This is a genomic window from Streptomyces cyaneofuscatus (assembly GCF_000718135.1).
Classification (GTDB): Bacteria; Actinomycetota; Actinomycetes; order Streptomycetales; family Streptomycetaceae; genus Streptomyces; species Streptomyces cyaneofuscatus.
The window spans coordinates 179,282-204,657 of sequence record NZ_JOEM01000008.1 but is presented as its reverse complement, the minus strand read 5'-3'; the positions used below and the strand labels follow the sequence as shown (position 1 = coordinate 204,657).

The following is a 25,376-nucleotide window of genomic DNA, read 5'->3' as shown; positions in this document are numbered from 1 at the left end:
GGTTCCGTTCGAAAGGTGCGGGGACGTGTGCGGCGGAAACGTCAGAGGGCGGGAGCGGGAGCAGGGGCGGGGTCGGCGGTGCGGGCGGCCGCGTTGCGCAGGTCTTTCTTGGAGACCTTGCCGACCCCGGTCTGCGGGAACGCGTCCACGAACTCGACCCGGTCGGGCACCTTGTAGGCGGCCAGACCCCGTTCCCGTACGAACCGTTTGATGGCCACCGCCTTCAGCGGACCGGCACCCGAGCGCAGGATCACGTACGCGCAGACGCGCTCACCCAGATACGGGTCCGGCTCCGCCACCACGTTGGCGTCGTGCACGGCCGGGTGGGCGAGGATGTGGTTCTCCACCTCCTCGGCGGCGACCTTCTCACCGCCCCGGTTGATCTGGTCCTTGGCGCGCCCCTCCACGACGATGTGCCCGCTCTCCGTGACCCGGACGACATCGCCGGTGCGGTAGAAGCCGTCCTCGGTGAAGGAACGGGCGTTGTGCTCGGGGGCGTTCCAGTAGCCGCGGATCGTGTACGGGCCCCGGGTCAGCAGGTGTCCTGTCCCGCCGGGCGCCACCTCGCGGTCCTCGTCGTCGACGACCAGGATCTCGTCGTCGGGGGAGATGGGGCGGCCCTGGGTGGTGACGATGGTCTCCACCGGGTCGTCCAGGCGCGTGTAGTTGACCAGCCCTTCCGCCATCCCGAACACCTGCTGGAGCGTGCAGCCGAGCGCGGGACGCACCCTGCGGGCCGCCTCCTCGCTGAACTTGGCGCCGCCCACCAGCAGTACGTCAAGGCTGCTGAGGTCATGGGCGCTGCCGGGCGCGGCCTCGGTCCACAGCAGGGCCAGCGGCGGCACCAGGCCGGTGATGGTCACGCCCTCGCGCTCGATCAGCGGGAAGGCCACCTCGGGCGAGGGCTGCGGGCACAGCACCACGCGCCCTCCGGCGTACAGCACACCGAGCGAACCGGGGGAGGAGAGCGGGAAGTTGTGGGCGGCGGGCAGCGCGACCAGGTAGACGCTGTTCTCGTCGACCCCGCAGATCTCGTTGGAGCCCCACAGTGAGTAGATGTAGTCGTCGTGGGTGCGCGGGATCAGTTTCGGTACGCCGGTGCTGCCGCCGGAGAGCTGGAGGAAGGCCAGGTCGTCGGGGCGCGGACCGCCGTAGCCGACCGGCTCCTCGGCCACCTCGGCCAGCGCCTCGAAGTCACCCGGGTCCCCCTGGGCGACGAACACGTGCTTCAGCGTGGGTACTTGAGCGCGGGTCTTCGCCGCAAGCTCTCGGTAGTCGTAGCCGCCGCTCTCGGCCGCGATGACGTAGGCGACGGCCTCGGTGAACTCGCAGAAGTAGGCGATCTCAGTCTCGCGGTGGGCGGGCAGCGCGAAGACGGGCAGCGCGCCGATCCGGAACAGGGCGAAGATCACCTCGAAGAACTCGGCGATGTTGGGGAGTTGGACCACCACCTTGTCGTCCTTGGCGATACCGCGGGCGAGGAAGCCCGCCGCCAGCCGGTCGGCGCGCCGGTCGAGATCGGCGTAGCTCCACCGGCTCCCGGCCACCGGGTCGACGATCGCGATCCGGTCCGGGTGCTCCTCCGCGCGCTGCCGCAGCATCTCTCCGAAGGTCTCCCCGCGCCACCAGCCGGCCGCCCGGTACCTCTCGGCGAACTCGGCGGGCCAGGTGGGAGCGGCTTGCGTACTCACAGCTCGGCTCCCACGGCGCTCAGGAAGGTGCGGAACTTGGCGCCGGTCTCGGCGGTCTCCGCCTCGGGCTCGGAGGCGGAGACGATGCCCGCGCCCGCGTAGAGGCGCAGCGTGCGCTCCTCGGCCTCGGCGCAGCGGATCGTGACGACCCATTCGCCGTCGCCGTCGGCGTTCCCCCAGCCGACGACACCGGTGAAGAAGCCGCGGTCGAACGGCTCGGTCTCCGCGATGACCTGACGGGCCGTCTGCGTCGGCGTCCCGCACACGGCGGGCGTCGGGTGCAGCGCCATCGCCAGGTCCAGCGCCGAGGTGGAGGCGGAGGACAGGGTGCCGGTGACCGTGGTCGACAGGTGCCACATGGTGGCCGTGCGGATCAGCGTCGGCCGGGCCGGGACGGTCATCCCGGTGCAGTGCGGGGCGAGCGCCTGGTGGACGGCGTCCACGACGACGGCGTGCTCGTGGAGGTCCTTGACCGACTCCAGCAGCGTCGCGGCGCGGCGGACGTCCTCGGCGAGGTCGTCGCTGCGCGGGGTGGACCCGGCGAGCGGGTTGGCGACGACATGGTCGCCGTGGCGGGAGACGAGCAGCTCGGGGCTGGCGCCGATCAGGGTGCGGGCGGGGCCGGTCGGCAGGGCGAAGGTGTAGCCGGAGGGGTCGCGGCGGGCCAGCCGCTGGAGCATTGCGGGCAGGTCCAGCGGGGCGCCGGAGGTGAGTTCCAGCGTGCGGGCCAGCACCACCTTGCTGAACTCGCCGCGCCACATACGGGCCACGGCGGCGGCGACGCCCTCGCCGTAGACCTCGGGCACGGGCACCGGGCGGATCTGCCAGTCGGTGGTGGCGGAGGGGCCGACGGGCAGGGCGATCATCGGATCGGAGGCGAGCGGCGGGGCGGTGCGCACCGACGCCGGCACGTGGAGCGCGGCCGGTGCCGTGTGGTCGAACGGGATGGCGCCGATCACCACGGGTGATGCCTGTCCGGCGGCGACTGCCTCGGCCAGGGTGGCGTCCACCCGGTCGGTCAAGGGTCTCTCGTCGTGCGGGACTTCGCGCCCCGGTCCGCGTGCGAGCAGGGTGCGTCCGGGCGTGGCGAGGAAGTGGTCGCCCGGTGTGTAGGCGTCCAGGAGCGACGTGGCCGCTCCTACGGAGGGGTGGGCCGGATCGGCCGGGGGGACGTGCGTGGCGACCTGGGATGCCGTCGACACGGGGACTCCATTCTCGATGGTCCCGTCAGCGGGTGCGGGGGGCTGGTGGGAGGTGAAGTGGTACGGAGGGTCGTGCGGGGGGCCGCCGGTCAGCGCAGGGTCGCGCCGCCGTCGACGTACAGCTCCTGGAGCGTGATGTGGCGGGCGCGGTCCGAGGCGAGGAACGCCACCGCGTCGGCGATGTCGGCGGGTTCGGCGATCCGGCCGAGCGGAATGCCGGTGCGGTACGTCGACGGGTCCCCGTCGATCACCCGCGCCTCGGCGCCCGGGTCGGTCCACAGCGCACGCTGCATGGCGGTGTCGGTGGATCCGGGGGCGACGACGTTGCAGCGCACGCCGCTGCGGGCGAGTTCGAGGCCCAGACACCTGGTGAACATGGCGGCGGCCGCCTTGGAAGCGGCGTAGGCGGCCATACCGGTGCGCGGGATCCCGGCGGCGTTGGAGCCGACGGTGACGATGCAGCCGGACTTCCGGGCCGCCATCAGGGGGGCGACGCTCTGCGAGACATGGAAGACGCCCGTGGTGTTCACCGCGAAGGTGTCCGCCCAGTCCTGCGCCGAGAGCGTGGTCGCCGGGCCGGTGCGCAGGATGCCCGCGACGTTCACCAGGATGTCCACCGGGCCGAGTTCGTCCTCGACGCGGGCCACGGTGTTCTCCACCGCGACCCGGTCCGTGACGTCCATCACATGTGGTTCCAGGCAGCCCGCCGACCGTTCGCCCGCCGGCAGTTTCTCCTGCCGCCGGGGCCAGTCGGCGGCCAGCGCCTCGATGGTGTGCCCGGCCCGGTCGGTGGCCGCCACCTGGGCGCCGAGGTCGGCGAGCAGTTCGGCGACTGCGGCTCCGATGCCCTGTCCGGCGCCGGTCACCAGGGCCGTACGGCCCTCGAACTCGCCACTTCTGCCCGGTATGTGCTCAGGCATGAAACAACCTCCCCCTGGGTGTTAGGTAAGGGTAACCTAAATTGATTCGACCGCCCAGAAGGGTGTCGAGCCGTCGATATATGGTTAGGTTAGCCTCACCTTATGCAAACGCCGCGCACGGGGGCCACGGCCTCGGCCCCCGAACATGACTCCTCGACCGCCCAGTTGGACGGAGGGGAGAGCGAACGGAGGGCCACGACACCGCCCGCCGGAGCGGAGGAACCCGCTCCGCAACCCGGCTCCAGACCCGGTCCCGTACCCGGTACGGAGATATCCCCGGGTACGGAGGCGGCCTCGCGCGTGCCTTCGGCCGGCGGCCGCGCCGTGGCGCTCGCCGTCGCCGGTCTCACGGTGGCCGTCCTGCTGCTCAGCGGCCTCTCCCTCTCCATCGGCGCGGGCGAGGTGGGCGTCGGAGGGGTGCTCGACTATCTGCTGAACCGGGACGGGGCCCGAGACAACGCCCGCCTCTCCCTTGTCGTCGGCGACCTGCGCCTCCCGCGCACCCTCACCGCGCTGCTCGTCGGCGCGGCCCTCGGTGTGGCCGGATGCCTCCTCCAGGCGGTCACCCGTAACCCGCTCGCCGAGACCGGACTGCTCGGCGTCAACGCGGGCGCGTCGCTCGGTGTCGTCGCGGGCATCGCGCTCCTCGGCTTCGATTCCGGTTACGCCTACCTGGTCTGCGCGTTCGTCGGCGCGGTGGTCGCCAGCGGCCTGGTCCTCCTCATCTCCGGACGGCGCGGCGGCGGCTCTCCCATGCGCCTCGTCCTCGCCGGAGCGGCGCTCGGCGCCACCTTCGGCGGACTCACCAGCGTCATCGTCGTCAACTCCGCCGAGACCTACGACCGATTCCGCTTCTGGGTCCTCGGCTCCCTCGCCGGGGTCGAGGGCTTCGGCGAACTCGGCCGCCTGGCCCCGGTCCTCGCCATCGGATTCCTCGTCGCGCTGCTCGTCGCCCGCCCGCTCTCCGCCCTGGCGCTCGGCGACGACCTGGCCCGCAGCCTCGGCCACCGGCCGCCCGTCATCCGCACGGTCGTCGCCGTCGGTGTCACCCTCCTCACCGCCTCCGCCGTCGCGCTGGCCGGGCCCATCTCCTTCCTCGGCCTGCTCGCCGGGTTCCTCGCCCGCGCCATCGCCGGCACCCGGCTGGCCGCCCGCCTGCTGCTCGCCGGACTCATCGGCGCCTGCGTGCTGGCCGTCTCGGATGTCGCCGCCCGTGTGGTCTCCCGGCCCTTCGAGGCCCCCGTCTCCGTGATCGTCGCCCTCATCGGCGCCCCGGTCCTCATCGCCATCGTCCGCTCCAAGCAGCTGGCCTCGATGGGGATGACGGAACCGGCCACCGAGGAGCGCGCCCCGGACCGCCCGCGCCGCTTCAAGCTCGCCCTGCCCCACCCGAAGGGCCGTACGCCCAAGGCCGTTCGCGTGCGCCCGCCGGACACCCTCGTCGTCCGCCGCGGCCCTCTCTCCCTGCTGGTCACCCGGCGCGCGGCCCTCGCCGCCATCGCGCTCGCCGCGGCCCTCCTGCTCGCCGTCGTCCTCTCCGCCTACGCGGGCCAGAGCGACATGGGCGTCGCCCGCACCTTCCGTGCCGTCTTCGGCCAGGGCGACCGCTTCGACGTCCTGCTCGTCCAGAACTTCCGCCTCGGCCGCATCGTCGCCGGACTCACCGCGGGCGCCGCCCTCGGCCTCGCGGGCTGCCTCACCCAGACCCTGGCCCGCAACCGCCTGGCCACCCCCGAACTCCTCGGCGTCAACGACGGGGCCACCGCCGCCGTCCTGCTCTCCGTCACCCTCAGCGCCACCGGAACGTTCGGCGCCTGGTGGGCCGGGCCGATCGGCGCCCTGGTCGCCGTCATCGTCGTCACCACGGTCTCCGGCGGCCTCGGCCAGCGCGGCTACCGCGTCCTCGTCGTCGGCCTCGCCATGTCCGCCCTGGCCTCCGCCATCACCCAGGTCGTCCTCTCCCGCCGGTCCCTCAGCTCCGCCGGCTCGCTGTACGTGTGGACCTCCGGCAGCCTCAACGGGCGCAGCTACTCCGTCGCCGTCCCCGTCCTCATCGGCCTCGCGGTCCTCGTCCCCATCAGCCTCGCCGTCGCCCGCCACCTGGGCGTCCTGCGCTTCGACGACGCCACCGCCTCCTCCCTCGGCTCCGCCCCCGGCCGGGTCCGCGCCCTCGCCCTGCTGCTCGCCGTCGGCCTCGCGGGCCTCGCGGTCGGCATCTGCGGACCGGTCGGCTTCGTGGCCCTCGCCTCACCCGTCATCGCCTCCCGGCTCGCCGGCCCCCTGCGGGTCCCGCTGGTCGGCTCGATGCTCACCGGGGCCGTCCTCGTCGTCGCCGCCGACACCCTCGGCCGGATCGTCTTCGACGGCGTCGAACTCCCCGTCGGCATCGTCACCACCGTCCTCGGCGGCCCGTTCCTGCTCTGGGTCCTCCTCGGCCGCTCCGCCGCCACCCGCGTCTGAAAGGCGGCCCGCACATGACCTACCCACCGCGCCGCAACCCGCCCGCCCCGCCCGTGTCCGCGGGACCGAACCGATCCGAGGTACCCACCGTGCGAAGCCCGCTGCTGCGTACGCTTTTTGAGGACGTACGCGAGGGCAAGCCCGACGCCGAGGAGGCGTTCTGGCGGTACGTCTCCGAGACCGGCGCCCCCCTCGTCGAACCCGACCCCGAGGGCGAGGCCGACCACCGGCTGGTCACCTTCGTCCGCCGCGAGGACCCCGCCCGCCCCGCCACCCACGTCCTGGCCCTGGTCCACACGGTCACCGACAAGGACCGGCACGCCGGCGACCTCGCCCCGCACCTGATGGAACGGGCCGAGGGCACCGGGGTCTGGGCCATCAGTTACCGGCTGCGCACCGACCACCGCGCCTCGTACCAGTTCCACGCCACCTGCGGCACCCGCGAGGACGCCCTGCGCGCCGACCGCCCTTCCTGGCGCCGGGTCCTCGACCAGGCGGAGCCCGACCCGCTCAACACCGGGGCCCCGCTGCCCTCCCGCGACGGCCGTAACCCCGCTTCCGTACTCGAACTCCCCGAAGCGCCCGACCAGTTGCGCGTCCGGCGCCGCGAGGACGTGGACCGGGGCGAGAGCCTCGACACCGAGGTGGACGGCCGCCGGATCACGGTCCACCTCCCGCCCGGACACCGCCCGGACGCAGGCCCCTACGCGCTCGCCGTGCTCCTGGACGGCGAGATGTGGGGGCCGGTGCTCGGCGTCGGCGACATCTTCGACAACCTGCACGCGGACGGTGAAATCCCGTCCACCGTCGCGGTGTTGATCGACACCATGGGCCGCCGCATGGAGGACCTCGCGTGCAGCGCCCCGTTCGTCGACTGGCTCGCGGACACCCTGCTGCCCTGGGTGGAGCAGGAGTACGGGGCCGGGGCGGACGCGGCGCGCACGGTCGTCGCCGGCCAGAGCGCGGGCGGCCTCACCGCCGCCTTCGCCGCGTTCCAGCGGCCCGACCGCTTCGGCCTCGCGCTCTCCCAGTCCGGCTCCTTCTGGTGGCCCGACGACGACCGTGAGGGCGAATGGCTCACCGGCCAGTACGCCTGGGCGGAGCGCAGGCCCGTCACCCTCCATCTGGAGGTCGGCCGCCAGGAGTGGATGCTGCTGGAGGAGAACCGCCGCTTCCGCAACATCCTGCGGGCCCGCGGATACGACGTGCGGTACCGGGAGTTCAACGGCGGCCACGACTACGCGTGCTGGCGCGGCGGCCTCGCGGACGGCCTGGCGGGGCTGCTCGGCCGCCCGTAACCCCTCCCCACCCTCCGCCCGGAACGCCGAAAGGGGCGGGGCGGCATCCCCCTCCGGATGCCGCCCCGCCCCTTCGCCGTACCCGCTCAGGCCCTGAGGGCCTCGCGCTCTCAGCCCTTCACGGCCGGTGCCTCGTCCGCCGCCAGGCCTTCACCCGGCGGCGGTGCGTCCTCGTCGTCGAAGGGCGGTGGCTGCGGGGCCTCGCGCGGTAGCCGCAGCGCGATGAGTGCCCCGACGGCGACGAGCCCCGCCGTCACCCACACCGCCGTACGGTACGGGCCCGGGCCGGCGGCGGCCTCCGTCACATGGCCGCCGCCGATCACCGCCGCACAGGCGGCGATGCCCAACGCACCGCCGAGCGTGCGGACGATCTGGAACAGGCCCATGGCCTGGCCCATGTCGGCGGGCCCGATCGACTCGAACCCGGAGATCTGCACGGTGAGCACCGCCGTCCCGAGCACCAGACCGATCAGGAACATCAGCCCGCGCACGCTCCACGCGTTCTCCGCCACGCCCGGGATCGCGAGCGTCGCGAAGACCGCCGCGGCGACCAGCAGTGCCGGTACGGTCAGCAGCCGGGGGCCGAGCTTCGGCAGCAGCCGGTCCACCACCTGCGAGGCCAGCATCAGCCCCACCGCCTCCGGGAACACGCTCAGCCCCGCATCGAGCGCCGAGGCGCCCAGGCTCGCCTGGTAGAGCAGCGGGAAGACGAACAGCACGCCCATCAGCCCGGCCGCCGTGACCCCGGCCAGCGCCGAGGCCGACCCGTAGACCCGGTCGGCGAGGAGCCGCAGCTTCAACAACGGTGTCTTCGCCCGCACTTGATGCAGGACGGCGGCCACCAGCAGGACGGAGCCCAGCGCCGCGCTGACGGCGACGGCGGGCCGGGTCCAGCCCTGGGACGGGCCGAAGCCGAGCGCGTACGTCAGCAGCCCCAGCGCCGGAGTGGCCAGCCAGAAGCCGACCGTGTCGAACTTCCCCTCCGGTCCCTCGACATGCTCGCGCAGACCGAAGAAGCCCAGCAGCACCGCCGCCGCCCCGATCGGCACGTTCACGAAGAACAGCCAGTGCCAGGAGAGGTGTTCGGTCAGCAGACCACCCAGCGGCGGGCCGAGCGCGGGCATCAGGGCCGTCGGCACGATCAGCACCTTGGCCAGCTTCATCCGCTCGTGCGGCGGGAACGCCCGGAACAGCAGCGTCATCCCGACCGGCGTCAACAGCCCACCGGCCAGGCCCTGTACGGCCCGGGCGACGACGAGCGTGTTGAGGTCGGGCGCCAGACCGCAGACGGCCGAGGCGATCGTGAACGCGGTCAGCGCACCGAGGAACACCCGCTTCGTCCCGAACCGGTCACCCAGCCAACCCGCCACCGGCAGCCCCACCGCGAGCGCGACCAGGAAGGCCGTCTCGACGGTGTTGGCCGCGGACAGGGGGCGGCCGAAGTCGCCCGCGATCGTGTAGAGAGCCGGGTTCACGATCGTCGAGTCCAGGCCGTTCATGCACATCGCGGCCGTGTAGACGAGGACGACGGCGACCCGGGGGCGTATCCGGGGCCGGATCAGCAGCCCGCTCACCGGGCGGTGACGGCGACGGGGCCGGACCAGTGCGCGCTGATCCAGTCCAGCGCCTCCTGGCGGGCGCACGGACCGTGAGCCGTCGACCAGCCGGCGGGCACCGCCGCGAACAGCGGCCACAGCGAGTGCTGGCTCTCTTCGTTGGTCAGGACGAGAAACTCCCCGTCCGCGTCGAAGGGGTTGGCGGATGCGTCACTCATCGGTGTCACTTCTCCAGCTCGGTGAGTCGGTCGGCGACCACGCGGGCGATGTGCGCGATCGGTTCGGGCAGGGTCATGTCCTTGTGCGAGCAGGCGACGTTCGTGTTGTCGATGCGCCCGCTCACGTACGGGGTCCAGGTCTCCGGCGTCAGGGTGTCGTCGATGGTGTCGACCGTGGCCCGGAAGAACAGCACATCGCCCCGGAACACCCGGTGGTCGTAGGCGCGTACGAGGTCGTTGGTGTTGAGGTACACCTCGCCGAGCGCCTCGATCTTCGCGGCGGAGAGCGCGGCCAGCGGGGAGCCCTCGCGGCGCAGCACCTCCACCACGTTCGCCGTCGTCAGCTTCTTGTCGCCGAGGCTCTCGGGGCCGTAACCGCCCATGGTGAGCAGCGATTCGAGCGCCTCGGCCTGGTCGGGCACCGGCAGGCCGCGGAAGCCCTCGGCGGGGTACGCGTCCAGGATCGCCAGCAACTCGACCTCGTGACCCGCCTCTTGGAGCACCGCCGCGATCGCGTGGGCGATGATCCCGCCGGTCGACCAGCCGAGCAGCCGGTAGGGCCCCTCCGGCTGGACCTCGCGGATACGGGACGCGTAGTGGGCGGCCAACTCCTCCAGCGTGGTGGGCAGAGGTTCGTCCGCCGTCGCCTCACCGACGCCCTGGGCCTGGAGCCCGTAGATCGGCACATCGGCCGGGAGATGGCGGATCAGACCTGCGTAGCACCAGCTCAGACCACCCGCCGGGTGCACACAGTGGACGGGGGAGCGGTCGCCGGGACGGGCCGGCCGCAGCGGCAGCAGAACGTCCAGCGGGTCCTCCTCACGCGAGACGTCCAGCGCCGAATCCAGCGCGGCGGGCGTCGGCGCCTGGAAGACCGTGCCGATCGACACCTCGATGCCGAACGCCGACTTGATCCGCCCCGCCAGACGCACCGCGAGCAGCGAATGGCCGCCCAGGTCGAAGAAGTTGTCCTCCACCCCGGCCGACGGCAGCCCCAGCACCTCCGCGAAGGTCGAGCAGAGCTGCTCCTCGCGCACGGTGCGCGGCGCCCGGCCCCCGCCGCTCACCGGCACACCCGGCGCGGGCAGCGCCTTGCGGTCCAGCTTGCCGTTGCCGGTCAGCGGCAGCCGTTCCAGCACCACCACGGCCGAGGGCACCATGTGCACCGGCAGCGTGGCCGCCGCGTGCTCGCGCAGCTCACCCGGGACCGGATCGGTGCCGGGCGTGGGAACCACGTAACCGACGAGCCGCTTGTCGCCCGGCACGTCCTCGCGTACGACGACCGCCACATCGGCGACCTCCGGGTGGGCGGCCAACACGGCCTCGATCTCCCCCAGTTCGATGCGGAACCCGCGGATCTTCACCTGCTGGTCGCCGCGCCCGAAGTATTCGAGAGCTCCGTCGGTACGCCGCCGGGCGAGGTCGCCCGAGCGGTACATCCGGGTCCCGCTCTCCCCGAAGAGATGCGCGAACGGGTCCGCGACGAAACGCCCCGCCGTCAGGTCGGGCCGTCCCAGATAGCCGAGAGCCACACCCTGACCGGCGACGTACATCTCACCGGTGACCCCGGGCGGGACCGGCTGGAGCCGGTCGTCCAGCACATAGACGCGCAGGTCCGGGATGTTGACCCCGATGGTGCTGGAGACGGCGGAGGCGGCCGTCTCCCGGTCGAGCGCCAGGTAGGAGACATGGACCGTGGTCTCGGTGATGCCGTACATGTTGACCAGCGTCGGCGCGTTCTCCTGGTGGCGCGTGTACCAGTCCGCGAGCCGCCCGAGCTCCAGCGCCTCGCCGCCGAACACCACATACCGCAGCGCCAGGTTGTGCCCCGGGGCCTCCCGGTCGGCGGCGGCCAGCTGGTAGAACGCGGACGGCGTCTGGTTGAGAACCGTCACCTGCTCATCGGCCAACAGCCTGAGGAACGCCTGCGGGTCACGGCTCGTCAGATGCGGTACGACGACGACCCGGCCGCCGTAGAGCAGCGCACCCCACAGCTCCCACACCGAGAAGTCGAAGGCGTAGGAGTGGAACAGCGTCCACACGTCGTCCGGACCGAACGCGAACCAGTGCTCGGTCGCCGTCATCAGCCGCGTCACATTGTGCTGCGTGACCACAACTCCCTTGGGGCGCCCGGTGGATCCCGAGGTGTAGATGACGTACGCCGGGTCCTGCGGGCTCAGCGGCCGCGTCCGGTCCGACTGGCTCAGCGGCCCGTCGGGGAAGCCCGCCGCCTCGTCCACCGTGATCAGCGGCAGCTCGTGCGCGGGCAGCCGGTCCGCCGTCGCCGCGTCCGTGATCAGCGCGGCCGGACGGGCGTCCTCCAGCATGTACGCCAGCCGGTCTGCCGGGTAGTCCGGGTCCATCGGCAGATATGCGGCGCCCGACAGCGACACCGCGAGCAGCCCGGCCACCAGGTCCAGCGAGCGCGGCAGCGCGAGGGCCACAATCGAGCCGGGGCCGATGGAGCGGGCCGCGAGCAGCCGCGCCAACGACTGGGCACGGGAGGAGAGTTGCGCGTACGTGAGCGACTCGCCCGCGCAGCTCACGGCCACCCGGTCCGGGTGACGGCGCGCCGCCACCTCGTAGACCTCGGCGAGCGTCAGCGGCACCGGCCGGTCGGCGGGCACGCCGTTGGCCTCGACCAGAGCGCGGTGCACCTCGTCCGCACCGAGCACGGGCAGCAGCCCGACCGGCGTTTCAGGCTCCGTGGCCGCGGCGGTCAGCAGCCGGGCCAGCCGGTCTGCGAGAGCCTGGGCGGTCGTCCGGTCGAAGAGGTCCGTGCGGAACTCCAGGAACCCGGCGATCCCGCCGTCGGCCAGCTCGCCCGCGTTGAGGGTCAGGTCGAACTTGGCGGTGCCCGACGGTACGGCGGCGAGCCGCGCGGTGGCGTCCGGTCCGAAGGCGGCGGGCCCGTCCGCGATCGACTGCCAGGCCAGCATCACCTGGAACAGCGGGTGCCGGGCCAGCGAGCGCGGCGGGTTCAGCGCCTCCACCAGGTGGTCGAAGGGCAGCGCGTCGTGCTCGTACGCGGCGAGCGTCGTCGCCCGCACCCGGTCCAGCAGGGCGCCGAAGCCGGGATCGCCGGAGGTGTCGGTGCGCAGGACCACGGTGTTGGTGAAGAAGCCGACGAGCCCGGCCGTGGTGTCGTCGTCGCGGCCCGCCACGGGGGTGCCGAGCGGGATGTCGGTGCCGCAGCCGTGCCGGGTGAGGAGGGCGGCGAGGCCCGCCTGCACGGTCATGAAGACCGTCGCGCCGTGCGCCCTGGCCAGCCGGCGCAGCGCCTCGTGCGTGGCCGCGTCGAGGGCGAAGGGCACGGTGTCACCGGCCGAGGTGGCGACGGGCGGGCGGGGCCGGTCGGTGGGCAGCTCCAGCTGGTCCGGCAGCCCGGCCAGCGCCTCGCGCCAGTGGGCGAGCTGGGTCTCGGCGAGCGGGGTCGGGTCGGCTGGGGTGCCCAGGAGTTGCTGTAGTCGGGCGGCGTGGTCGACGTACTGGCCGGTCAGCGGCGTGAACTCCGGGGCGGTGCCTGCGACCCGTGCGGTGTAGGCCGTGGCGAGGTCGCGGGCCAGGGGAGTGGTGGACGCGCCGTCGCCCGCGATGTGGTGGAGCAGCAGGAGCAGGGTGTGGTGGTCCGGGGAGTCGCTGAACAGCACCGTGCGCAGGGGTGGCTCGGCGGCCAGGTCGAAGCAGTACCGCACCGCCTCGGTGAGGTCGCTGCCGGGCTCCGCGAGGCGCAGCACAGGACGGGCCGCCTCATGACCCGGCGGAAGAATGACCTGGTGGGGGGCGTCGTCGCCGTCTGCTCCGGGGGCGTTGTCAGTGGGCGGATATACCGTTCTCAGTGTCTCGTGACGGTCCACCAGATCGTGCAGGGCGAGCTGGAGTGCGTCCCGGTCGAGGGGGCCGTGGACGCTGAGGACGAGCGGGATGTTGTAGGTCGGGCTGGGGCCTTCGAGGCGGTGGAGGAACCAGAGCCGCTGCTGGGCCGGAGAGAGAGGGAGGGGACCGGTGCGGGGGAGCGGGGAGAGCGGTACGGAGGCGGTGGCCGCGCCGCTGCGGGTGCGGATCTGGGCGGCGAGGGCGGCCGCGGTGGAGTGGCGGAAGACATCGGCGATGGAGAACGGGACGCCGAAGCGCTCGCGGACGCGGGCGGCCAGCCGGGCGGCGAGCAGGGAGTGCCCGCCTAGGTCGAGGAAGCCCGCCTCGGCGGCCGGGGGCTCCGCGATACCGAGCACGTCGGCGTAAAGCCCCCGCACGATCTCGGTGTGCGGGCCGCTCTCGCCGACGACCTCGGCCCCGATGGCGGGGGCGAGCGGTTCGGGGTCGGGCAGGGCGCGGTGGTCCAGCTTGTCGTTGGCCGTACGGGGGAGGGCGTCCAGCAGCGTCACGGTGGTGGGGACCATGTGCTCGGGCAGGGCGGCGGCCAGGTGGTCGCGGAGAGCGTTCGGGGTGGGGGCCGTCCCGACCTTCTCCGCGACCGCGTAGGCGAGGAGGCGCTTGCCGTGCCCGGTCTCCCGGGCGATGACGGCGGCCGCCGCGACCTGCGGGTGGGTTGCCAGCCGGGCCTGGATCTCGCCGAGTTCGATGCGGAAGCCGCGGATCTTCACCTGGTCGTCGCTGCGGCCCAGGAACTCCAGGGTGTGGTCCTTGCGGCGGCGCACCAGGTCCCCGGTGCGGTACATCCGGCCGCCGGGGGTGCCGTGGAGCGCGCCGAACGGGTCGGCGACGAACCGCTCGGAGGTCAGGTCGGGACGGCCCAGGTAGCCGAGGGCCAGGCAGGGCCCGGCGACGTACAGCTCACCGGTCACCCCGGCGGGCACGGGACGCAGGGAGGAGTCCAGGACATAGACCCGCGATCCCCGCACGGGTCTGCCCTCGGGCCGGTCCGCTGAGGCCCCGGGGAGCCAGTAGTAGGCGTCGACGGTCGTCTCGGTCGGCCCGTAGAGGTTGACCGGGTGCACGGCGTCGGCGGCGGTCAGCCGCTCCCAGAGGGCCGGGGGCACGGCCTCACCGCCGACGACCAGGTGGGCCGGGTGGTGGCGGCCTTCGTCCAGCAGGCCTTCGGCGATGAGCGCTTCGGCGTAGGAAGGGGTGACATCGAGATAGTCGACGCCGTGGGCGGCGACGTACGCGGTGAGGACCGCGGGGTCCCGGTAGGCGGCGTCGTCCAGCAGGTGGAGCTCATGGCCGTGGACCATCCACAGCAGCGGGTCCCAGGATGCGTCGAAGGCGAACGAGGCGCTGTGACCGACCCGGAGCCGCTCCCGGCCGGTGCGGGCGACGGCCGGGGCGATGTGGTCGGTGAGGTGGCCCGCGCCGAGATTGGCCAGCGAGGCGTGGCTGACGAGGACGCCCTTGGGGCGCCCTGTGGAACCGGAGGTGTGGATGAGATAGGCGGGATCACCGAGGGCCGGCCCGGTGGGGAGCGGCCCGGCTGGACAGCCGGCGAGGGCGTCGGCCGTGGCGGGCTCGTCGAGTGCGACGGTGGCGAGGCCGTGCGGCGGGAGCGCGGCCAGCGTCGCGGTGGTGCCGATGACGGCGACAGGCCGGGCGTCCTCCAGGACGGCCAGGGTCCGGGCGGCGGGGTGGCCGAGGTCGAGCGGCTGGCAGACCAGGCCCGCCTTGAGCACGGCGAGCAGGGCCACCACCATGTCGGCGGTCCGGGGCAGGGCCAGCGCCACCGTGGCACCTGCCTGACCCGAGGCCCCGGACCCGGTCTCGGTCCCGCTCCCGGTCCCGGCCAGGAGGTGGGCCAGCCGGTCGGAGGCGGCGTCCAGCTCGGCGAAGGTGAGGGTGGCACCGGCGTCGGCACGCGCACCGGCTGCGCTCTCCGCTGCCTCGGCCCCAGCAGCGCCCTCCGTCCCCCCGGCCCCCCGGAACGTTCCCGCGAGGGTGGAGCGTACGGCTACGGCCTCAGGCGTCAGCGCGGCCTGGGCCGTGAACGCCTGGGGGACGGTCAGGGCGACGGCCGGTTCGGTGCGGCCTGCCGTGGCCTCGCGCACCTGGTCGTCGGTGAGCAGGTCCAGCGCGGCGACGGGCCGGTCCGGGGCGGTGAGCAACAGCTCGGTCAGGCCGTCGAGATAGCGCAGCCAGGTCTCCTCGTGGGCGGCGAGCCCCGCCTCCCCGTACGTGGCGGGGTGGGCGTCCAGCGTGAGCCGCAGGCCGCCGTCGGGCCCCGGCGCCGCGCCGACCGCGAGGCTCTCCACGGGACCGGCGGCGAGGTTGCGCACGGTGCCGGGGAGACCGGCGAAGTCCAGGGCGCTGTCGAAGGCCTTGATGTTGACCATCGGGCCGGTCAGCGGCGCGTCGGCCGACTCCAGGGCCAGATCGCGGCGGAGGTCGGCCTGCGGGTAGCGCTGGTGGCGGCGGACCGCGCGGATCTCCAGCACCACCCGGCGCAGCAGCTCCGCCCCGGTGTCCTGCGGGCGTACGGCGATGCGCAGCGGCAGCACGTTCACCGTCATGGCGGGGGTGCGCAGGGCGGCCGGGCCGCGCCGGTTGGTCAGCGGCAGGCCCAGCACCACGTCCTCGGTGCCGGTGAGCCGGTGCAGATGACCGGCGGTCGCGGCGACCACGAGCTCGGCCCAGGTCGCCTTGGCGGCGCGCGCCGCCCGGGAGAGCCGGTCCAGGCTGCTGGCGGGGAGATCGGTGATCCGGTGCAGGAGGTCGCCACCGGCAGAGGTGTCGGGCATGGCGGGTGCGGCCTCGGGGGCGTACCCGGCCATCCGCTCCGCCCAAAAGGCGCGGTCCTCGGCATACTCCGCACCGGCCAGATACGCCGCCTCGTCATCGGTCAGCTCGCTCAGCGGGGCGAACCGGCCCTCGGGCGCGGGCTCTTCGGCGACGGCGGCCGAGTAGAGCTCCGCGACCCGGCGTCCGATCAGCGAGAGCGCGTAGGCGTCGACGGCTATGTGGTGGATGCGCTGGTACCACCAGTGCCGGACCTCACCGACGCGGATCAGCGCCTGCGTCATCAGCCCGTCGGCGGAGGCGAGGTCCACCGGCCGGGCCAGGTCCTCCCGCATCCACGCCTCGGCCTGCTCCGGCGTCAGTTCCAGCCGTTGGACGGCGAGTTCGGTGTGCGTGACGTGCTGCACCGGTGTGCCGTCGGTCTCGGAGACCCGTACGGCCAGGGTGTCCGCCTCGCCCACGGCTCGCCCGAGCGCTTCGGCGAACAGGTCCCCGTCGAGCGGCCCGTCGATCTCCACACAGTCGGCCGTGTTCAGCTCCGTGCCGGAGGGGGCCAGCTGGTGCGCGTAGTAGATGCCCGACTGGGCGGTCAGGAGGGGCAGCGCTCGGGAAGGAGGGCCGCCGGGGTGCGCTGCCGAAGAGCTGGTCGGGCGGTTCGGACGCTCATGCATGTGTGTGACGACTCCCCTGAAGGACAACGGACACCGGGCCACCAGGCTCCCCGGCACGCACTTAGGTAAGGCTAAGTTAACCTATTTCCGACAGTGCAGGCGACCGTCCCCGGGCGGTCCCGGAACGCCAGGAGAGACCCATGACCGTCCCCGGAACCGAACACGCCGCTGCACAGGACGGCGCGGTGGTCGACGAGCGGCTCGGCGCTCTCAAGGCCGCCGTCCGGAACACGGTCACGATCCACGCGGAAGCCCTGCTCGACCTCAGCCGGCGCATCCACGCCGACCCCGAGACCGCCTTCGAGGAGCACCGCTCCGCCGCCCTCTGCGCCGAACTCCTGGCCGCACACGGCTTTGACGTCACCGCCCCCGCCCACGGCCTGGAGACGGCGTTCCGGGCCACGATCGGCTCGGGACCCGTCACCGTGGCCATCGCCTGCGAGTACGACGCGCTGCCCGGCCTCGGCCACGCCTGCGGCCACAACCTGATCGCCGCCGCCGGGGTCGGCTCGGCGCTCGGCCTCGCCCCGTACGCCGACGAACTCGGCCTGACCGTACGAGTGATCGGCACACCCGCCGAGGAGCGCGGTGCGGGCAAGGCGCTCCTCCTGGAAGCCGGGGCGTTCGACGGGGTGGACGCCGCGATGATGGTCCACCCCTGCCCCTTCGAGCTGGCCGACTTCCGCTCGTTCGCCCTCGGCACCCTCGACGTCACCTACACCGGCCGCTCCGCCCACCCCAGCCTCAACCCGCACGAGGGCCGCAACGCCGCCGACGCGCTCACGGTCGCCCAGGTCGCCCTGGGCCTCCTGCGCCAGCAACTGCCGCCCCAGTGGCGGGTGCACGGCATCACCACGGCGGCCGGGACCTCGCCCAACGCGATACCCGACCGGGCCACCGCCACGTACGAGATCCGCGCGCTCGCCGCCGAGGACCTGCGGGAGCTGCGGCAGCGCGTCGAGGACTGCTTCCGGGCCGGTGCACTCGCCACGGGATGCGAAGTGACCCTGGACCAGCCCGAACCCGACTACCTCGACTTCCGGGGCGACGCGGAGCTGCTCCGGCTCTGGACCGCCAACGCCCGCACGCTCGGCCGCGCCGAGTCGGTGGAGCGCCCGCCCTTCGCCTGTACGGACATGGGCAACGTCTCGCATGTGGTGCCGTCGATCCACCCGGTGCTGGACATCAGCGGGGGTGCCTGCGGCCCGCACGAGCCGGAGTTCGTGGCCGCCGCGGTCTCCCCGGCGGCCGAACAGGCCCTGCTGGACGGTGCGGTGGGCATGGCGTGGACGGCGGCGGACTTCGCGGCGGCTCGTAAGGCAACCGCAGAATCCGCCTGACCCGGCGGAAACCGCTCCGCGGCCCGGCCCGGAGTCTCCGGGCCGGGCCGAACGGCGTTCCGGCGTGCGACTGCGCGACTGCGATGACTACTTGGCGGAGAGCGCCTTGACGTAGTCCTCCATCACGACATCGGCCGCCAGCGGCCCGCCGCGGGTCGACCACACCGAGCCGTCGACCGTCACGACCTGCTTGTTCTTGACGGCGCCGAGCTCCTTGTAGGCCGGCTTGCCCTGGACGTCCTTGAGCGCCTTGGCGCCGTCCGAGGTCAGAGTCGACAGGAACAGCCAGTCGCCGTCGATCTCGTTGATCTTCTCCAGGCTCAGCGACGGCGTGTGCGCGTTGCCGTCCTTGTTCTGGGACTTGGGCCGCTTCAGCCCCATCTCCAGCGCGACACCACTGGCGAACTGCTTGTTCTCCATCCAGCTCGGCCCGTCCGGGTTCCAGCGGACGATGGAGACCTCGGCCCCCTTGTTCTTCCCGAGCTTCTCACCGGCGGCCTTCGCAGCGGCCTCGTGGTCGGTGATGAACTTGTTGGCCGCGTCCAGCTTGTTGACGGCGTTGCCGACACCCCGGAAGAACAGCTTCCAGTCGTCGGTCGGCGCCATCGTCACCAGCGTGGCCGGGGTGATCTCGCGGAGCTGCTTGAGGACCTGCTCGTCCTGCATGTCACCGGCGAGGATCAGGTCGGGCTTGGCGGCGACGACCTTGTCCATGACCGGCTGGAGCAGGTTTCCGACGATGTTGATGCCCTCGACCTTGTCCGCCAGATAGGCCGGCGGCTTGTCCAGGCCCTGCCCGTTGGTGATGCCGACCGGCTTGATGTCCAGCGCGAGGACCGCGTCCAGGTCCTCCTGGGTGAGCGTCACGATGCGCTTCGGCTCGGCGGGTATCTCCACGGCCGTCCCCGTGGCGTCCTTGACGGTCCGCGTCTTGGACGAGGCGGAGTCCGCCTTGGCGGACTTCTCGCCGGACGGCTTGCTCTCGGCCGAGTCGGAGCCCCCTCCGCAGGCCGTCAGGAGCAGGACCGCGGCCCCGAGCGTGGCGACGGCCTGGGCCGCTCTTCGGGAGGCGGTGCGGACGGGGCGGTGGTGCAGGGTCATCAAGGGCTCCGGAATCAACGGGACATGAAGCGACGAGGATCTTTCGGCAGCACGGAGGCTACCGACGCCCTCTCAGCGGGCTAAGGTTAGCCTTACTTTAGTGGTGTCAGGCAAGATGATGCCCTATTTCTTCGGAAAGGCCGGTCCTCGTGGACATCCGTGTTGAACAGCTCACCGCTGGATACGCCGGTCATACCGCCGTGGACCGTGTCGACCTGACCGTCGAATCGGGACAAGTGGTGGCGATCGTCGGCCCCAACGGCTGCGGCAAGTCGACCCTGCTGCGCTGCGTCGCCCGCCTCCACCAGCCGCGCTCGGGCAAGGTGTTCGCCGGCGACGCCGATGTCTGGCAGCTGCGCCAGCGGGACGCCGCCCACCGCATCGCCCTGCTGCCCCAGGCCCCGCAGGCCCCCGAGGCGGTGACCGTCGCCGGACTCGTACGGTACGGACGCCACCCGCACCAGGGGCTGTTCCGCCAGTGGTCGCACGAGGACGAGGAGGCGGTCACCCGCGCCCTGGAGGCGACCGGCACGACGGACCTCGCCGACCGCCGGCTCGACCAGCTCTCCGGCGGTCAGCGCCAGCGGTGCTGGCTCGCCATGGCCCTCGCGCAGGAGACCCCGATCGTCCTGCTCGACGAGCCCACCAGCGCACTCGACATCGGCCACGCGGTGGAGGTCCTGGACCTGGTGCGCGAGGTCGCCGCCCAGGGCCGGACCATCGTCATGGTCGTCCACGACCTGGCCGGGGCCGCCCGGTACGCCGACACCCTGGTCGCCATGCGCGCGGGGCGGATCGTCGCCTCCGGACCGCCGCGCGAGATCGTCGACGCCGACCTGGTACGAGAGTTGTACGGCATCGAGGCCGAGATCCTCACCGCGACCTCCGACGGCGCCCCCGTCGTCGTACCGACCGTGAGCGCGCCACCGGTAGCCGCCTGAGCCTTCATCCGGACGGCAACCCCCTGAAACGCCGATGGGCCCCTCCGTCCAGGGGCCCATCGGTCTGCTCGGATCGAGGTACTGCTCAGGCGGGCTCGTCCCCCCGGAACACGCCGAGGATTTCCTCGGCGGCCAGCGTCGCCGTCAACGTCCCCTCGCGGACCCGCTGTTCGAGCTCCGGCGCCAGCTTCCGTACGGCAGGGTGGTTGCGCAGACTGTCCAGCAGCTCGTCCCGGACCATCGTCCAGGTCCAGTCCACCTGCTGGTCACGCCGCTTGGCCGCCAGCCGCCCGGTGGACTCCAGGACCGTACGGTGCTGCTCCAGCCGCTCCCACAGCGTGTCGAGCCCGGTCGACTCCCGGGCGCTGCACGTGAGGACCGGCGGGGTCCAGGCCGCGTCCACCGGGTGCATCAGCCGCAGTGCGCCCGCCAGTTCGCGTGCCGCCGAGCGGGCGTCGCGCTCGTGCGGGCCGTCGGCCTTGTTCACCGCGATGGCGTCCGCCAGCTCCAGGACACCCTTCTTGATGCCCTGCAACTGGTCACCGGTCCGGGCCAGGGTCAGCAGCAGGAACGTGTCCACCATGTTGGCGACCGCCGTCTCCGACTGCCCGACCCCCACCGTCTCCACGAGCACCACGTCGTACCCGGCCGCCTCCATCACCACGATGGACTCCCGGGTCGCCTTCGCCACCCCGCCCAGCGTGCCCGCCGTGGGGGAGGGGCGCACGAACGCCGCCGGGTCCACCGCGAGCCGCTCCATCCGGGTCTTGTCACCCAGGATGGAACCGCCCGTACGGCTGGACGACGGGTCGACGGCCAGCACCGCCACCCGGTGCCCGAGCCCGGTGAGCATCGTGCCGAGCGCGTCGATGAAGGTGGACTTGCCCACCCCCGGCACCCCGCTGATCCCGATCCGCCGGGCCTTCCCGGCGTGCGGCAGCAACCGGCTCAGCAACTCCTGCGCCAGCACCCGGTGTTCGGCCCGCGTCGACTCGACGAGCGTGATGGCGCGCGCCACGAACGCCCGCTTGCCGTCGAGCACTCCCTGCACATAACTGTCGATGTCGATCTTGGCAGCCATCCGGTCAGCGGCTCACAGCTCGTGGCCGAGCGCGGCTCCGAGCCGCGTCACCAGATCGTGGGCCGCGTCCGGGATCACCGTCCCCGGCGGGAAGACCGAGGCCGCGCCCGCCTCGTGCAGGGCCTCGATGTCCTGCGGCGGAATCACCCCGCCCACCACGATCATGATGTCCTCCCGGCCCTCGGCGGCCAGCTCCTCGCGCAGCGCCGGCACCAGGGTGAGGTGCCCGGCCGCCAGCGAGGAGACGCCCACGATGTGCACGTCGGCCTCCACCGCCTGCCGCGCCACCTCGCCCGGCGTCTGGAACAGCGGGCCGACGTCCACGTCGAAGCCCAGGTCGGCGAAGGCCGTGGCGATCACCTTCTGGCCCCGGTCGTGGCCGTCCTGGCCCATCTTGGCGACCAGGATGCGCGGACGGCGCCCCTCCGCCTCCTCGAACGCGTCGACCAGCGCGCGGGTGCGGTCCACCGAAGGGGAGTCCCCTGCCTCTTTGCGGTACACACCGGAGATCGTACGGATCTGACCGGCGTGCCGCCCATACACCTTCTCCAACGCGTCCGAGATCTCCCCGACCGTGGCCATCGCCCGCGCCGCGTCGACCGCCAGCGCCAGCAGATTGCCTTCAAGGCCGGGGCCCGGCGCACGCTCGGCGGCCGCCGTCAGCGCCCGCAGCGCCTCCTGGCACGCCACCTCGTCGCGCTCCTCACGCAGCCGGCGCAGCTTCTCGATCTGCTGGGTGCGCACCGAGGAGTTGTCGACCTTGAGCACGTCGATCTTCTCGTCGGTCTCCACCCGGTACTTGTTCACCCCGATCACCGGCTGCCGCCCGGAGTCGATCCGCGCCTGCGTACGGGCGGCCGCCTCCTCCACCCGGAGCTTGGGGATGCCCGCGTCGATGGCCTTCGCCATCCCGCCGGCCGCCTCGACCTCCTCGATGTGCTGCCAGGCCCGGTCCGCCAGGTCGCGGGTCAGCTTCTCCACGTACGCGCTGCCGCCCCACGGGTCGATGACCCGGCAGGTCCCGGACTCCTGCTGGAGCAGGAGCTGCGTGTTACGGGCGATTCGCGCCGAGAAGTCGGTGGGCAGCGCCAGCGCCTCGTCCAGCGCGTTGGTGTGCAGCGACTGGGTGTGCCCCTGCGTCGCGGCCATCGCCTCCACACACGTACGCGTCACATTGTTGAAGACGTCCTGCGCGGTCAGCGACCAGCCCGAGGTCTGCGAATGGGTGCGCAGCGAAAGGGACTTGGCGTTCTTCGGGCCGAACTGCTTGACCAGGCGCGCCCAGAGCAGCCGGGCCGCCCGCAGTTTGGCGACCTCCATGAAGAAGTTCATCCCGATCGCCCAGAAGAACGACAGCCGGGGCGCGAACGCGTCGACGTCCAGGCCGGCTTCCTGCCCGGCGCGCAGATACTCCACGCCGTCGGCCAGCGTGTACGCCAGCTCCAGATCGGCCGTCGCCCCGGCCTCCTGGATGTGATACCCGGAGATCGAGATGGAGTTGTAACGCGGCATCTTCTGCGAGGTGAACGCGAAGATGTCGGAGATGATCCGCATCGACGGGGTCGGCGGATAGATGTAGGTGTTACGGACCATGAATTCCTTCAGAATGTCGTTCTGAATGGTCCCGGCCAGCTTCTCGGGCGGTACGCCCTGCTCCTCGGCGGCCACGATGTACAGCGCCAGCACGGGGAGCACCGCGCCGTTCATCGTCATCGACACCGACATCCGGTCCAGCGGAATGCCGTCGAACAGCTGGCGCATGTCGTAGATCGAGTCGATCGCCACCCCGGCCATACCGACATCGCCGGTCACCCGGGGGTGGTCGCTGTCGTACCCCCGGTGGGTCGGCAGGTCGAAGGCGACCGACAGACCCTTCTGCCCGGCCGCGAGGTTGCGCCGGTAGAAGGCGTTGGACTCCTCGGCCGTGGAGAAACCGGCGTACTGACGGATCGTCCAGGGCTGGTTGACGTACATCGTCGGGTAAGGCCCGCGCAGATACGGGGCGATGCCCGGGTAGCTGTGCAGCGCGTCCAGGCCCTCCAGGTCCTCGCCCGTGTAGAGCGGCTTGACCGTGATGCCCTCCGGGGTCTCCCAGAGCGGTGCCTCGGAGCCGTCGGCCTCCTTGGCCACGGCCGCCTGCCACTCCTCGGCGGAGGCGGCCGGGGGAGCGGGGGACTCCAGCGCGACCTCGGAGAAGTCGGGAACGGAGGATTTCCCGGTGGAGTCCCCGGAGGATTTCTGTTCCGTGGGCGATGTCTGCATCACGCCACTCCCATGCGGTCGAGTACGGAGGTGAGAACGGCGACCGTGTCGCAGCCCGCGAAGACGTAGGAGTCGACATCGGCGTACTCGCCGGGGCGCCCCGCGAGGAACACCTGGGCCGCGCCCGCCGACTTCAGCGCCCCGGCCACCTCGGCCGCCTGCTCGGCGTACAGGGCATCCGAGGAACAGAGACAGGCCACGCTCGCACCGGATGCGGTCAGAGCCTCGCCCGCCGTCGCCACGTCCACCGACACCGGCCGGTGCACCGCCTCGATCCCGCCCGCCCCGAAGAGGTTGACGGCGAAGGAGACCCGCGCGGTGTGCGCGGCGGCCGGTCCCAGCGCGGCGATGAACACCTTGGGCCGCTCGCCGGTCGCCGCGAGGTGCGCGTCCGACCGGGCCCGCAGCGCCTCGAACGCCTCGTCGCGCCGGACCCGGGGCAGCCCGCCCGGGCCACCCGCGTACGGATCGGGCGCGGGTTCGCGCTCCACCGGCCGCTCGGAGGGCATCGGGAACTCACTGACCCCGGTGATCGGCTCCTTGCGGCGGGCCAGCTTCGCGCTGCGCGCCGCCCAGGTGGCGGCGAGCCGCTCCGCGACCATCCCCGAGCGCAGGGCCGCGGGCAGTCCGCCCGCCCGCTCGGTCTCCTGGAAGAACGCCCAGGCGGCCGCCGCGAGTTCGTCGGTGAGCCGCTCCACGTACCAGGAGCCGCCCGCCGGGTCGATGACCCGGGCCAGATGCGACTCCTCCATCAGGATCGTGGAGGTGTTACGGGCGATGCGCCGGGCGAACGCGTCGGGCAGCCCCAGCGCGTGATCGAACGGCAGGACGGTGACGGAGTCGGCGCCGCCGACCCCCGCGCCCAGCGTGGCGAGGGTGGTGCGCAGCATGTTCACCCACGGGTCGCGGCGCGTCATCATCACCGGCGACGTCACGGCGTGCTGGCGCTGGCCGCCCGCCCCGGGCGCCCCCGACACCTCGGCGACCCGCGCCCACAGCCGGCGCGCGGCCCGCAGCTTCGCGATCGTCAGGAACTGGTCGGCGGTGGCCGCGTAACGGAACTCCAGCTGCGCGCAGGCCTCCTCCACACCGAGACCGGCCGCCGTCAGCGCCCGCAGATAGGCGACACCGGTCGCCAGGGAGAGCCCCAGCTCCTCGGCGGCCGAACCGCCGGCCTCGTGGTACGGGAGCGCGTCCACGACGATCGCCCGCAGCCCCGGGTACTCCGCGCCGCAGACCTTCGCCCAGTGGACGGCGGCGGTGAGGTCCGCCTCGATGCCGGCCCGGGCCTCGTGGCCGAGGGGATCGGCGCCCAGGGTGCCGCGCGCCTCGCTCTTGGCGACGCTCCGCTCCTCGTACAGCCGCAGCAGCGCGGTGGCGGCGGCGTCCAGGTCGGCCGGGGCGTCGAGGACGATGGGCGCCAGGTCGAGGTAGACGCCGTCCAGCGAGCGGGCCAGCGACTCCACGGGGACGCCCGCGGGGCCGCCCACGGTGAGCCAGAGCGAGGTGACCCCGTTCTCCAGATCACCGAGCACCGCCTCGTTGAGCCGGGCGGGGTCGCTCAGGGCGTGGCGTTGGCGCACGTCCCAGCCGCCCGCCGCGTTCCCCTCGGCCCTGCTGCCCCGGGTGAAGGGCGCGAAGCCGGGGAAACCGGTGTCCGGCGAGGTGTCGTGCGCGGTGTAGAGGGGCCGGGTGGTGAGCCCGTCCTCCAATGTGGTGGACAGCGCTTCCTCGGCGGCCGAGCCCGAGACTTCCTTGCCCGACTTGCGCAGAACGCCTTCGACGAGGCTCTGCCACTGGTCATGGGAGGGGTCGGGGAACGCGGCGGCCGGAGAGAGCCCGTCAGCAGGCTGGACCGTCATGCTCAGATGCTAGGCCAGCGCGGGGAACGAGCAGCAGGGGCACGTGCTGTGACCTTGCCCTCTCCGGTCCGCACTTGATCCTTTAC

At 72.7% G+C, this 25,376-nt stretch carries 14 protein-coding genes; 4 read left to right on the top strand and 10 right to left on the bottom strand.

The annotated features are described in order from the left end of the window. Positions 1–41 precede the first annotated feature (41 nt). From IF17_RS0115445 to IF17_RS0115435, 3 genes are all read right to left on the bottom strand, one after another. A complete protein-coding gene (locus tag IF17_RS0115445; RefSeq protein WP_030566228.1) occupies positions 42–1,691 on the bottom strand; it encodes a (2,3-dihydroxybenzoyl)adenylate synthase in 1,650 nt (549 codons plus the stop codon). Further along, positions 1,688–2,893 carry an isochorismate synthase DhbC gene (dhbC, locus tag IF17_RS0115440; protein WP_030566226.1) on the bottom strand — a complete coding sequence of 402 codons (1,206 nt, stop codon included), beginning with the start codon at positions 2,891–2,893 and terminating at the stop codon, positions 1,688–1,690. The genes IF17_RS0115445 and dhbC overlap by 4 nt, the downstream gene beginning before the upstream one ends. Positions 2,894–2,982: 89 nt before the next feature. After that, positions 2,983–3,813: a 2,3-dihydro-2,3-dihydroxybenzoate dehydrogenase gene (locus tag IF17_RS0115435; RefSeq protein ID WP_030566224.1), complete on the bottom strand. Its 831-nt coding sequence runs from the start codon at positions 3,811–3,813 to the stop codon at positions 2,983–2,985. 102 nt (positions 3,814–3,915) lie between these two features. On the opposite strand from IF17_RS0115435, the gene fhuB reads away from it, so the two are divergent. Next, on the top strand, positions 3,916–6,273 hold the full coding sequence (fhuB, locus tag IF17_RS0115430; RefSeq protein ID WP_030566222.1) for a Fe(3+)-hydroxamate ABC transporter permease FhuB: 2,358 nt from the start codon (positions 3,916–3,918) through the stop codon (positions 6,271–6,273). Between the two features lie 14 nt (positions 6,274–6,287). Further along, positions 6,288–7,571 (top strand): enterochelin esterase, encoded by a 1,284-nt coding sequence (gene fes / locus IF17_RS0115425; protein WP_030566220.1) that lies wholly within the window; start codon positions 6,288–6,290, stop codon positions 7,569–7,571. A 110-nt stretch (positions 7,572–7,681) separates the two neighbouring features. Here fes and IF17_RS0115420 read toward each other — a convergent pair whose 3' ends face one another. Genes IF17_RS0115420 through IF17_RS0115410 form a run of 3 tightly spaced genes read right to left on the bottom strand, consistent with a single transcriptional unit; the run spans position 7,682 to position 16,703 of the window. Continuing rightward, positions 7,682–9,145, bottom strand: coding sequence for a DHA2 family efflux MFS transporter permease subunit (locus tag IF17_RS0115420; protein ID WP_030566218.1), 1,464 nt, complete (start codon positions 9,143–9,145; stop codon positions 7,682–7,684). Further along, positions 9,142–9,345 (bottom strand): MbtH family protein, encoded by a 204-nt coding sequence (locus IF17_RS0115415; RefSeq protein ID WP_030566216.1) that lies wholly within the window; start codon positions 9,343–9,345, stop codon positions 9,142–9,144. The genes IF17_RS0115420 and IF17_RS0115415 overlap by 4 nt, the downstream gene beginning before the upstream one ends. 5 nt (positions 9,346–9,350) lie before the next feature. Then, on the bottom strand, positions 9,351–16,703 hold the full coding sequence (locus IF17_RS0115410; protein ID WP_030566214.1) for an amino acid adenylation domain-containing protein: 7,353 nt from the start codon (positions 16,701–16,703) through the stop codon (positions 9,351–9,353). 140 nt (positions 16,704–16,843) lie between these two features. On the opposite strand from IF17_RS0115410, the gene IF17_RS0115405 reads away from it, so the two are divergent. Further along, the gene (locus IF17_RS0115405) at positions 16,844–18,043 is read left to right on the top strand and encodes a M20 family metallopeptidase (protein ID WP_030566212.1); all 1,200 of its coding nucleotides are present in this window, start codon (positions 16,844–16,846) and stop codon (positions 18,041–18,043) included. Between the two features lie 87 nt (positions 18,044–18,130). Here IF17_RS0115405 and IF17_RS0115400 read toward each other — a convergent pair whose 3' ends face one another. After that, on the bottom strand, positions 18,131–19,144 hold the full coding sequence (locus tag IF17_RS0115400) for an ABC transporter substrate-binding protein (protein WP_030566210.1): 1,014 nt from the start codon (positions 19,142–19,144) through the stop codon (positions 18,131–18,133). Between the two features lie 149 nt (positions 19,145–19,293). On the opposite strand from IF17_RS0115400, the gene IF17_RS0115395 reads away from it, so the two are divergent. Then, a complete protein-coding gene (locus tag IF17_RS0115395) occupies positions 19,294–20,085 on the top strand; it encodes an ABC transporter ATP-binding protein (RefSeq protein ID WP_030566207.1) in 792 nt (263 codons plus the stop codon). 85 nt (positions 20,086–20,170) lie between these two features. Here IF17_RS0115395 and meaB read toward each other — a convergent pair whose 3' ends face one another. The 3 genes from meaB to mutA are packed head-to-tail and all read right to left on the bottom strand — an operon-like array spanning position 20,171 to position 25,290. Further along, on the bottom strand, positions 20,171–21,166 hold the full coding sequence (meaB, locus tag IF17_RS0115390; RefSeq protein ID WP_030566206.1) for a methylmalonyl Co-A mutase-associated GTPase MeaB: 996 nt from the start codon (positions 21,164–21,166) through the stop codon (positions 20,171–20,173). Positions 21,167–21,178: 12 nt separating this feature from the next. Further along, complete coding sequence (gene scpA / locus IF17_RS0115385) at positions 21,179–23,428, bottom strand: methylmalonyl-CoA mutase (protein ID WP_030566204.1); 2,250 nt, start codon at positions 23,426–23,428, stop codon at positions 21,179–21,181. Beyond that, positions 23,428–25,290 (bottom strand): methylmalonyl-CoA mutase small subunit, encoded by a 1,863-nt coding sequence (gene mutA / locus IF17_RS0115380; RefSeq protein ID WP_030566202.1) that lies wholly within the window; start codon positions 25,288–25,290, stop codon positions 23,428–23,430. The genes scpA and mutA overlap by 1 nt, the downstream gene beginning before the upstream one ends. Between the last annotated feature and the right edge of the window lie 86 nt (positions 25,291–25,376).